Genomic DNA, 8769 nt, shown 5'->3' on the forward strand with positions numbered 1-8769 from the left:
TTCTCTGTGCTTTAAAGCACGCCTGTGAGATTTGGATCTGATCCGCTGATCACCATACTGGCCAGTGGCTTCTGAAAGGCCACATCAACAGGCCTTACAGAAGACCGCACATGATCACACGTCAATATGGGTCAGAAAACTCTTGCATAACGGACGGCAACCATATGTGGACGGCTCCCCCTTGCAAGGGGCTAGGCAAGAAAATGATCGGATCTTTGCTTCCATATGTCCGGCCTGTTGATGCGGCCATAGGGTCGCTGGCCAAGATGGCTTCCGCAGCGTGAGCCCCAAACACAGAAGCGGTCTTTGATGACCACTGGTTGCCACGGGTTTTCTCACGCCATGGATCGATCGATCACACCATCTGCTCTATTACTTGCAAGCCACGACCTCAGCTCGGCACGAGAGCGTCAAATGTCAGCGCATCGTGCCAGGCTAAGCTCAAACAGCAGCTGCGCCGGGTTGCTGCAGAAGGCGCTTATAGTGTTCGCCGCTGACCATCAGTTTCCAGGCAATCCGCGCAATCTTATTGGCAAGGGCCACCGCTGCGAGTTTCGGTTTTTTGCGCTCCAGCAATTCACGTAACCAAGATGAGGCATTCTTCCCATTGGTCCGCCGGGCATGCGACACGACTGCGGTCGCGCCAACCACCAGCGTGCTTCGCAAGACCTCATCGCCAGCGCGTGTGATTCTGCCAAGCCTTGTTTTTCCACCGGTTGAGTGATCCCTGGGCGTCAATCCGATCCAGGCCGCAAAGGCTCGACCCGATTTGAACAGATGCGGATCAGGCGTTTTCATCATCAGCAGCGCTGCGCCGATCGGGCCAACGCCCGGAATTTTCGCAAGACGCTGACTGCATTCGTTGGCGCGGTGCCATGCCATCACCTTGCCCTCAAGCTGTTCGATTTCACCTTGCAATTCAGCATATTCCTTTGCGTGAAGGGCAAACAACTCGCGCGTCAATGTGGGCAGGCTTTCGTCCGCAGCGATCCGATCAAGGAGTGCCTCAATCCGGCACATGCCTTTGGGGCCGTGATCCCAAACTCGGCAGCATATCCCCGGATCGTATTGGCGAGCTGTGTGCGGTTCCGGATAAGTCGTGCCCGCATTCCAATCAGTATCAACGCTGCCTGCTCTTCCTCGCTCTTGAGCGGGACGAACCGCATTGTAGGCCGACTCATCGCTTCACAGAGGACTTCCGCGTCGGCGGCATCGTTTTTCCCGCGCTTGACATAAGGCTTCACGAGCTGCGGCGCGATCAGCTTCACTGTGTGTCCCAGACACGAGAGCACCCGCCCCCAGTAATGGGAGGCGCCACAGGCCTCAATCGCGATTTCAATCGGGGGCAGTTTCTCAAAAAACTTTACCATCTCCCGGCGGGATAGCTTCCTGCGCAAAACAGGCTGCTCCTTCGCGTTTACACCGTGCAATTGGAAAACACTTTTTGACGTGTCCATGCCAATACGGATAATTTGTTCCATGGGTGGCCTCCTCTGTGAATTCTGCAACGACTTCACCTTGGCACATCGCGATGCCGTTGGGAGCCGTCCACCCCATCACAGAAGGAAAAGTTTGTATATAAATAAATTCAGAAAATAATACATCAGTAATTTTTTTATAAATTCTGATTTTAAAAAAGTAATTTTGTTTTTATTGTAAAATTATATATTTATTTTCACATATTATAATTTCAGAAAAGTAATATATTGTAAAACTTTTCCGTTGAAAATTTTATCAGAAAATATTATCAAGGCAATGTTATGACAACTGGCATAAGGAGAGGCCTTTCCTTTAGAATTGTAATTCTTCCACATCATCAAATGGTTTCGTTTTCTTGTGGTCTTTAGATGGGTGTTCGTTTTATATTATTGCGATAATATAAAACCATAATCTGTTTACTCTCAGATTTTTTCTTTTCCCCATCTGGCAAGCAGATACATCCAGCTATCGCATAGTGCCGCAGACCCGCTGCGCTCTTTTTTCCCTCAGACACATGTCCTGAGGCTTTTATGGTTAGAAGCCCCTATTGGCTTTCACCATTCAGGCGCGGACTTCTCCCGAACCGTATTTTTCCACAAGATTCCGGAGTGAACGGCCATTTGGCATCACCCGGAGAATTGCAGTCAGCCAGCATATTCCGCACTTCGGTGGAATATCCCGTCAAAATGACGGTTGCCTGTGTAAAGAGGAGTATCTCCCCTTGAAACAGACAGACCCTCTGTCGCCTCCACCTGCATCGTTTGCAGATCGTCTTGGAATTCCCGCACCTCTGTTCTGGGGTTTTGTGGGGCTTCTGTTTTTCATGATTGGTGATGGTGTAGAAGCCGGCTACCTTGCCCCCTATCTGGAAGGGCATGGTACATCTGCCGGTAACACCGCACTTTTGTTTACCATTTACGGCGTTACAGTTTCCATCTCCGCCTGGCTTTCTGGCCCGCTGTCTGATCTATGGGGCCCAAAGCGCGTCATGTGGATCGGCTTGGCTATCTGGGCCGTTTTTGAAGTTATCTTTCTGGCCTGCGGTGTTGCCGTTAACAGCTACCCCATCATGCTGCTGGCATATTCCCTGCGTGGCTTAGGATATCCGCTGTTTACTTACGGCTTCCTGGTATGGATTGCCGCTGCCACACCACCTCGCCAGCTTGGTTCTGCTGCGGGTTGGTTCTGGTTTGCCTTTTCTGGTGGCCTGCCTACCCTGGGCTCTCTGTTCGCCAGCTTTGCCATTCCCGTTATTGGGGAAATGGCCACTTTCTGGTCTTCTCTGGGTATGGTTGTCTTTGGCGGCCTGCTGGCCCTGCTGCTTACTCGTGAACCCACAGGATCTCAGCGTCTGGCTGCACCTGGCACTCCGGCCAAGGAAATCTTCTTCAGTTCCATCAGTATTCTGTGGCGCGAACCCAAAACGTTTGTGGCCATGGTGGTACGCACCATCAACACATCATCCGAGTATGCGTTCTTGGTGATCATGCCAACCTTCTTTACCAAGGTTATTGGCTTCACGCTTTCTCAGTGGCTGCAGCTGCTGTCCATCGTGTTCCTGTCCAACATTCTGGTAAATCTGTTTTCCGGCATTTCCGCAGACAAATTCGGTCATCGTGAAGTTGTGGCTTTTGGTGGCGGCATTGGCGCAGCCATTATGGTGCCTGCCTTCTATTATGTGCCGCAGATGTTCCCCGGCAACTTTATGATTGCCGCTATTGTGGGTGCTTTGTATGGCGCATCTCTGGCGGCTTTTGTGCCGCTGTCCGGTTTGGTGCCCCAGATTTGCCCGAAGGAAAAAGCCGCCGCTCTTTCCGCTCTTGGTTTGGGCGCTGGTGCCAGCACATGGGTTGGCCCGGCCATTGTAACGTGGTTTGAATCCTGGCGTGGTGTTGAAGGTATTATCTGGATCTTCTCTGGTCTGTATGTCGCCTCTGCCCTGATGACCATGTGCCTGACCATTTCACCCGAAGCACGCCGCTATCTGAAAAAGATCTCTGAACGGGAAAAACAGAAGCGTGCAGCTGCTGCCCGTGGTGATATTGCTGAAGAACTTTCCCTCAGCAAACAATCCTGAAGACGCTCTGCTTTATATGCAAAGCTGGCAAAGGCCCCATGCAGAAGTGGATGGGGCTTTTTTTATGTTCTGCAACACGCAGATGAATTACATCATGCCGCATGGCACCCAACACTCCCCCCCTCCGGCGAGGCTGGACAACAGGTAGCTGCGCAACAGCCGCAGCAAAGGCTGCATGGCTGATGCTAAACGGCCATTCAGTTCCAGCATGCGTAAACATTACCCTTCCCGCTGGCCAACAGGTTGGTTTTACCATTGCCCGTACCGGTGGCACGCCAGATGCACCTTTTGCGGAAGTTATTAAAGATGCGGGGGATGACCCGGACATCACGCACGGGGCTCTTATTCGGGCAACGGTAAAAACCTTGCCTACTGGTTGCGGAATTGTGTTTCAGGCTGGTCCCGGCGTAGGCACAGTCACCCGCCCCGGCTTACCCATAGCCGTGGGGGAGCCCGCCATAAACCCTACCCCACGCGCCATGATACGTGCGGCTTTAACCGAAGCAAACGCAGGGATCTGCCCAGATGCAGAGGTAAGTATCAGCGTTGAAAATGGAGAAAAACTGGCTGAACGCACATTAAACAGTCGGCTCGGCATTCTGGGCGGTCTGTCCATTCTGGGCACAACCGGAATTGTAGTGCCTTTTTCATGCTCCGCATGGATTGAGAGCATCCATCGGGGCGTAGATGTTGCGCGTGCAGAAGGCCTTACCCACTTGGCAGGAAGCACCGGTAATGTTTCCGAAAAGGGCGTGCAGAAATTTTATAACCTGCCAGACAGCGCGCTTATTGAAATGGGGGACTTTGCTGGTGGCCTGTTAAAATACCTTCGCAAGCATCCCGTTCCGTGCATTACAATATCTGGCGGCATCGCCAAAATGACCAAACTTGGCCAAGGTTTTATGGACCTGCATTCCAAACGGGGCCCGGCAGATATGCGCCAGCTAGCAGAGCTTGTTCTGGCACATAATGGAAAACCCGATCTAGCCGACACAATTGCGCGTAGCCCCACAGTGGCGGAAGCCTTTTTGCACGCAAGCCAACAGGGTTTTCCGTTAGGGGATCTGATTGCCCGCTCCGCCTTACAAACCGTTAAGGAGGTTCTACAGCCAGCCCCTATACAAGCTGATGTGCTGGTGTTTGACCGTGCAGGCAATCTGGTTGGGCAAGCCTGAAAGCTTAGTCCTGCCCGCGAAAACGCCGCCGATAATCAGGATTATACAAAGCGCTTTCCCTAAAATCCTTATCTCCCAATACCCGACCAACAATCACAAGAGCTGTCCGCTCAATGGGGTTTTCTTTCAGCTTGTCGGCAATATTCGCAAGTGTTCCGCGCAGTACAAGCTGATCTGGCCATGTTGCCCGTGCCACAATAGCAACCGGGCAATCAGCCCCATAAAATGGAGTCAGTTCATCTACAATTCTATCCAGCGCATGCACTGCCAGATGAATAGCAAGTGTAGCCCCTGTAGCGCCAAAAGCTGCCAGTGTTTCTTTTTCTGGCATGGCAGAAGCACGCCCATTTACGCGCGTAAGCACCACACTTTGCGCAACACCCGGAATGGTAAGTTCCTGCCCCAGTATGGAAGCCGCTGCCGCAAATGCAGGCACCCCCGGTGTCATGCTCCACGGAATACCGTGTTTTTCCAAGCGGCGGATTTGCTCAGCCACAGCGCTGTACACAGAAAGATCACCCGAATGCAGGCGCGCCACATCCTGCCCCTGCTGATGAGCCTTTACGTATTCGGCTTCAATCTCGTCTAATGTCATGGGGGCTGTATCAACCTTGCGCGCATCTGGCGGACAAAACTGCAGCATTTCCGGCGGCACAATAGACCCCGCATATAAACAGACCGGACAGGACGCCAAAATGTCTCTCCCACGTATGGTGAGTAGATCAGCCGCTCCGGGGCCTGCCCCAATAAAATGCACGGTCATTCAAATGTCTCCTTCTGCCACGGCGCATGTCACACCATTCATGCTGCAACGCGGTACAATAAGTTTGCCCTGTGGGCCAGCCGCAACCAATGCACAAGCCTCAGATACAGAAGCTACTCCGGTATGTTGCATGCTACGGGCTGATACCGTCTGGCATTGCGCACTAACCTGCCGCATGGCGGCAAGTTCTACCCAGATAATTCGGGCATCCAGCCATTTTGCCATCTGTAATGGCAGGTTTTCCGTATGCCGAAAGGCCGGAACAGCAAGAGCAACCAATTCTTTACCAAGCTGTTGCGACAAGGTCGGTTCAATACAAGCCTGAGCCTGCGCCAAGGTCGCCCTGCTGTTCCAGCCTAAGCCAAGAAATATCATGAGGCCTCGGGTTTCTGAGCGACCCACTGTGTTACCGGCATGGCAGGACGAAAACCGTGGAGAGACCCTATTTTTTCTAACCGGGATACAGAAATACGCGTAAGGTAATCCCCCCATAAAAAGAGTGGCTTTTGAATGAGAATTTTCTCAGCGTAAGGATGAGGAGATTCTGATGAAGAGTGGTCGCTTTACTGACGCCCAGATCATGGGTGTGATCCGTCAGGCTGAGGGCGGTGTCCCGGTTCCTGATCTGTGCCGGGAGCATGGGATTAGCAACGCCACGTTTTACCGGTGGCGCGCGAAATATGGCGGCATGGATGCTTCGATGATCAGTCAGATGAAGGCTTTGGAAGAGGAGAACCGTCGGCTGAAGCGCATGTATGCGGATTTGAGCATGCAGACGGATATCCTGAAGGAAGCCCTTGGAAAAAAATGAAGCGGCCAGCCCAGCGCCGGGAACTGGCCGCACAAGCTGTGGCGCATCATGGGGTCAGCATTGCGCTGGCCTGTCGGATTTTTGGGATATCCGAGACCTGCTTTCGCTATCGTCCGCGACTGGCAGCGGAGAACGACAGGATTGCCGCTCTTCTGGTGGGACTGACCCAGGTTCACAGGAGATGGGGATTTGGCCTGTGTTTCCTGTATCTGCGCAATGTGCAGGGACGTGTCTGGAATCATAAGCGGGTTTATCGGATCTATCGGGAACTGGAACTCAACCTGCGGATTAAATCCCGCAGGCGCCTGGTTCGCGAAAAGCCCGAAAAGCTGTCGGTCCCAGCACTTCCCAACGAAGTCTGGTCCATGGATTTCATGGCGGACAGACTTTTGGATGGACGTGCTTTTCGGCTCCTGAACATTCTGGATGATTTCAATCGTGAAGGACTGGCGATTGAGGTTGATTTTTCCCTGCCGGCCTGTCGGGTTGTCCGCTGTCTGGAGCAGGTTATGGAGTGGCGTGGCAGGCCAGAGGCTATCCGAATGGACAATGGCCCTGAATATGTCAGTCATACGTTGGTTTCATGGGCCGAAAAGCAGGGGATTACTCTGATCTATACACAACCGGGCAATCCGCAGCAGAACGCCTATATTGAACGCTACAACAGGACTGTCCGGCAGGAATGGCTGGAGCAGCATCTGTTTGAAAGCATCCAGGACGTACAGGAGGTCGCAACACAATGGCTCTGGACATATAACAATGACAGACCCAACATGGGAAACGGTGGGTTCACACCCGCCCAGAAACTAAAAGGAGCTGCCTGAATTCTCAGTCAGCACCCCACTAAAAATGGGGGGATTACCTGATGACCAATGTCTCGACATTCTGATGTGAGCCTTATTGTTCAAGTTTGAAACCATAGTACATATGCTCTTTTATATCAGCCGAAATAATCTGTTCGTAAAGATGAGAAAGAACTTTCGCGCGGACAGAAATTCATTGCAAACTGACATTCTAGTGGTCGCTATTTCTATAACAGAATAATTATTTCGCATGTAAAATCGAGATGATGTTTTGATATGTAGAAAATATTTTCGACAGGTGCGTGCGCAGAAGAATACACTTGCGTTGCCTTCTGAACGTCATCCAGCGCCAGCCGTATCAAGTAGGGTCAAACTTCGATGCGTCATAATCAGCATGCGGTGCAGATTTGAAGGACGTGTTGCAGGTAAACACGCGTGTATCTTCCGAAGTATCTCAAGGCGCGTAAAGGAATGCTGGATTTCGACTTTGTCGAAGGGTAGGGAATTCGTGTTAATTCTGTTATCAGCTTCTCATGAGACGACTAGCCTTGATATTTCTCTGCGTCTTTTACGCAGGCTCCCTTCATGCAGAAGAAGATAACTGCAACGATTTTGGGGCGAATAGCCATTTACCAAAGATTATAAATTCCAAGCTAAGCCCAGGCACTCAATTATTGTGCAACAAAGGCTATGCGGCCTTAGCTTCCTCTATTTCGCATGGCCCTCTCTGGTCTGCCGAACATCTCTGGTCGGATGATGTGGAGGCAGCAGAAAGGCTAAAAAGGGCAGGCCATTTTTATGCAGACACTCGGTTTGCGGGCAGCGCGGATTTACAGGACTATTATAACTCCATTTATGATCGTGGACATATGGCACCGAGTGGTGACCAACCTACAGAAGCATCCCAGGCAGAGACTTACGCACTCTCAAATGTGGTGCCTCAGACAGCCAGTCTGAATGAAGGCATCTGGTCACGTGTGGAACGACGTGTGCGTGATATGGCAGATGATGAAGGAGAGCTGTATGTGGTGACAGGCCCTGCTTTTCATTTGCGCCCTATTCAGACTATGGGGCATGACCGCGTGTACGTGCCGTCCTCAACGTGGAAAGCAGTCTATTCTCCCAGCAAGAACAAAGCATCTGCATATGTGTGTAAAAACGCGCAACAGCATCCACACTGCACGCAGGTTACAGTAGCAACGCTCATACGGAATGTCGGGATTGACCCGTTTCCAGGAGTGTCAGCGCAGATTAAGGCGCAAGCATGGAAGTTGCCCGCACCTTAATCGGATTTAAAGCTGCTGGATTTCGTTATGGAATCAACCGTTTCAATCAATGATATTCCAAAGGATCTGAAGAATTATGGAACATAATAAACACGAAGATAATTATTTGCATCATTTGACCTGTGATATTGTCGTTGCTTATTTGTCTGGAAATACCATACCATTTTCAGATGTACCTTTACTGATACAACAGATTTATCGTGCTCTTGCGGGCGTTGAAATGGACGTAAGTGATGATAAAGAGTTAGGGCCTGCTGTGCCCATTAAGAGCCCTTTTGGAAATTCACGGATGAGCGTTTCGGCGTAGCATGAGGCTTCCCATGGCGATGTGGATCATGGCCTCTGCGACGTCGATCCGCTGTTCGTAGTCCTTCA

Annotated in this window: 7 protein-coding genes and 2 pseudogenes; 5 read left to right on the plus strand and 4 right to left on the minus strand. The window is 51.3% G+C overall.

All coding sequences use genetic code 11. From position 1 onward, the window contains the following. Positions 1 to 441: 441 nt before the first annotated feature. A pseudogene (locus GOB86_RS13890) lies at positions 442 to 1481 on the minus strand (IS110 family RNA-guided transposase). Positions 1482 to 2200: 719 nt separating this feature from the next. On the opposite strand from GOB86_RS13890, the gene GOB86_RS13895 reads away from it, so the two are divergent. Both GOB86_RS13895 and GOB86_RS13900 read left to right on the plus strand, forming a co-directional pair. After that, on the plus strand, positions 2201 to 3556 hold the full coding sequence (locus GOB86_RS13895) for an MFS transporter (RefSeq protein ID WP_003625962.1): 1356 nt from the start codon (positions 2201 to 2203) through the stop codon (positions 3554 to 3556). A gap of 101 nt (positions 3557 to 3657) precedes the next feature. Continuing rightward, a complete protein-coding gene (locus tag GOB86_RS13900) occupies positions 3658 to 4731 on the plus strand; it encodes a cobalt-precorrin-5B (C(1))-methyltransferase (protein ID WP_165993191.1) in 1074 nt (357 codons plus the stop codon). A gap of 4 nt (positions 4732 to 4735) precedes the next feature. Here GOB86_RS13900 and cobM read toward each other — a convergent pair whose 3' ends face one another. Both cobM and GOB86_RS13910 read right to left on the minus strand, forming a co-directional pair. Beyond that, positions 4736 to 5494, minus strand: coding sequence for a precorrin-4 C(11)-methyltransferase (cobM, locus tag GOB86_RS13905; protein ID WP_124295534.1), 759 nt, complete (start codon positions 5492 to 5494; stop codon positions 4736 to 4738). Next, on the minus strand, positions 5495 to 5869 hold the full coding sequence (locus tag GOB86_RS13910) for a cobalamin biosynthesis protein (RefSeq protein ID WP_165993193.1): 375 nt from the start codon (positions 5867 to 5869) through the stop codon (positions 5495 to 5497). A 172-nt stretch (positions 5870 to 6041) separates the two neighbouring features. On the opposite strand from GOB86_RS13910, the gene GOB86_RS13915 reads away from it, so the two are divergent. The 3 genes from GOB86_RS13915 (at position 6042) to GOB86_RS13925 (ending at position 8701) form a co-directional block, all read left to right on the plus strand. Continuing rightward, positions 6042 to 7129 (plus strand): IS3 family transposase gene (locus GOB86_RS13915; protein WP_165993196.1). Its coding sequence is split into 2 segments (ribosomal slippage): positions 6042 to 6303 and positions 6303 to 7129, totalling 1089 coding nucleotides; the frame shifts between segments, so codons are not numbered across the junction. Positions 7130 to 7641: 512 nt separating this feature from the next. Then, complete coding sequence (locus tag GOB86_RS13920; RefSeq protein WP_061498587.1) at positions 7642 to 8394, plus strand: DNA/RNA non-specific endonuclease; 753 nt, start codon at positions 7642 to 7644, stop codon at positions 8392 to 8394. 76 nt (positions 8395 to 8470) lie between these two features. Further along, a complete protein-coding gene (locus GOB86_RS13925; protein WP_242012693.1) occupies positions 8471 to 8701 on the plus strand; it encodes a MucR family transcriptional regulator in 231 nt (76 codons plus the stop codon). Here the strand turns inward: GOB86_RS13925 and GOB86_RS13930 are convergent. Then, positions 8678 to 8769: pseudogene (locus GOB86_RS13930) on the minus strand (IS5/IS1182 family transposase); the annotation flags it as partial. The gene GOB86_RS13925 and the pseudogene GOB86_RS13930 sit on opposite strands and share 24 nt — an antisense overlap.

The sequence above is a fragment of the Acetobacter lambici genome, from assembly GCF_011516885.1.
GTDB classification, from domain to species: domain Bacteria; phylum Pseudomonadota; class Alphaproteobacteria; order Acetobacterales; family Acetobacteraceae; genus Acetobacter; species Acetobacter lambici.

Coding starts and splice junctions, on each gene's coding strand:
- GOB86_RS13900 (WP_165993191.1), top strand. CDS start 3,658: ATGGCACCCAACACTCCCCCCCTCCGGCGAGGCTGGACAACAGGTAGC.
- cobM (WP_124295534.1), bottom strand. CDS start 5,494: ATGACCGTGCATTTTATTGGGGCAGGCCCCGGAGCGGCTGATCTACTC.
- GOB86_RS13910 (WP_165993193.1), bottom strand. CDS start 5,869: ATGATATTTCTTGGCTTAGGCTGGAACAGCAGGGCGACCTTGGCGCAG.
- GOB86_RS13920 (WP_061498587.1), top strand. CDS start 7,642: ATGAGACGACTAGCCTTGATATTTCTCTGCGTCTTTTACGCAGGCTCC.
- GOB86_RS13925 (WP_242012693.1), top strand. CDS start 8,471: ATGGAACATAATAAACACGAAGATAATTATTTGCATCATTTGACCTGT.